Annotated in this window: 2 protein-coding genes; both read left to right on the top strand. The window is 54.3% G+C overall.

Annotated features, from left to right (window positions below; genetic code table 11):
• Nucleotides 1–181: 181 nt before the first annotated feature.
• Nucleotides 182–592, top strand: coding sequence for a cupin domain-containing protein (locus ACW9JE_RS30600; RefSeq protein ID WP_457434888.1), 411 nt, complete (start codon nucleotides 182–184; stop codon nucleotides 590–592).
• Nucleotides 593–828: 236 nt separating this feature from the next.
• The gene (locus ACW9JE_RS30595) at nucleotides 829–1,539 is read left to right on the top strand and encodes an ATPase (protein WP_457434887.1); all 711 of its coding nucleotides are present in this window, start codon (nucleotides 829–831) and stop codon (nucleotides 1,537–1,539) included.
• Nucleotides 1,540–1,683 lie beyond the last annotated feature (144 nt).

The following is a 1,683-nucleotide window of genomic DNA, read 5'->3' as shown; positions in this document are numbered from 1 at the left end:
ATGACGCGGGCTGTCTGGATGCCCGCGGTGTCTGGTCGTTCATCGCGAGCGTGCTCGCTCCTACAGTTTTATCCGCCTGCCGGCAATTGGTCCCCTGACCTTCCTCAATATTGGCTGTTTGTTTGGCCCCCGCCGCGGACTAGATTTGTCCCTGACAACTCATCCCACGCAGGTAATGAACATGAACGTTTTGCGCTTCTGTGCCGCTTCCCTGATTGCCCTGTCCCTGACCGTTTCCGCCTCGGCCTTTGCCCATGGCCCTTCGGAAAAGGTCACGATCCTGCAGGATCAAATGCTGAAAAACGTACCGGGCAAGAAGGCACTGATGATTGAAGTGGACTACAAGCCCGGCCAATCTTCGATTGCCCACAAGCACGACGGAACAGCAATGGCCTATGTGCTGGAAGGTGAAATCACCTCGCAAGTCAAAGGCGAAAAAGAAGTGACCTACAAGGCCGGCGAGTTCTGGTATGAAGCGGCGGGTTCCGAACATCTGGTCTCGAAAAATGCCAGCAAGACCAAGCCTGCGAAGTTGCTGGTATTCATGGTTCTGTCGCCGGACGAAGAAGTACTTGTTCCTTTGAAAAACTGATCGCTGAACCGTCAGCCATAAATAAAAAGGCCTGATTCGACGATTCGGGCCTTTTTATATCCTGTGGCAATTAACCGACTTTCTTTACACCAAACAAAACTACCGCCGCCCTGACAACCATACGTAGGGGTTATTTCATTAAATAATTACCGGTTTAACCTTGAGTGACCGCCGACGAACTCGGCCCCCTCAATTGGCGACTGCTTGCCTGACTGCTTTTGCATAGGAGATACACCATGAAACTTGCCTTGATCAGTACGCTGGCAATAACGGCTCTGTTAACCGGTTGCTCGATCCCTACGGCACCTTCCGCGGTTTCCTCGCTGGACGGCATCTTCAGCGAGCCGGTGGGCCGCAGCAACGCAACCAGTATCCCGAATGGTAGCCAGGTTTCCCTGGGCGTGGTCTACAGCCGCAATACCCAGGCCAACCGCGCCTACCTGCAGGACTACCAGGCCAACGCCGGCACCGGTTTCGGCCAGAGCCTTCTGGTGCAGCCGATTCACGATGCCTACGTTGCCACCTCCAAGCCCGATATGGCGGTGGACTGGGTCAAGGCGTCTCTGCAACGGCAGTTCGGTTCGGTCACGGTGTATCCGGACATGCAGAGCCTGAAGGCGGCCAAACCGGATGTGATCGCCGTGGTGAATACCCGCAGTCAGCTCATTACCTCTCGCAGCTCCGACATTGAATCGGATGTCAGTGCGCACTTCTACGACAGCCACCTCAATTACATCGGCACCGCACACGGCCGTGACGCGATGGAACTGAGCCCGGTCTGGGCGGACTTCAAGCGCAGTGAAGACATCGTTGCCGACATTAACGAACAGCAAAACATGCAGGTCAGGGCGCTGCAGAAGTTCGACCAGTCATTGAACAGTTTGTTGAGGAATCCGACTGATAAAGTGTCGATGATTGATAACAATTCCGGGACGAAGTTGTATTGATACGAATGGACTCATCGCGAGCAGGCTCGCTCCCACAATGAGCCTGCATGCACTTTAGTCTTGTGCAATGCGATTAAAACTGTGGGAGTGGGCTTGCTCGCGAATGCGCTGTATCAGAAACATATAGGCTGACTGACACTCCGC

The sequence above is a fragment of the Pseudomonas sp. SDO55104_S430 genome (genome assembly GCF_054070595.1).
Note: the sequence above shows the minus strand (reverse complement) of the source record. Positions and strands in the feature narration are given on the sequence as shown.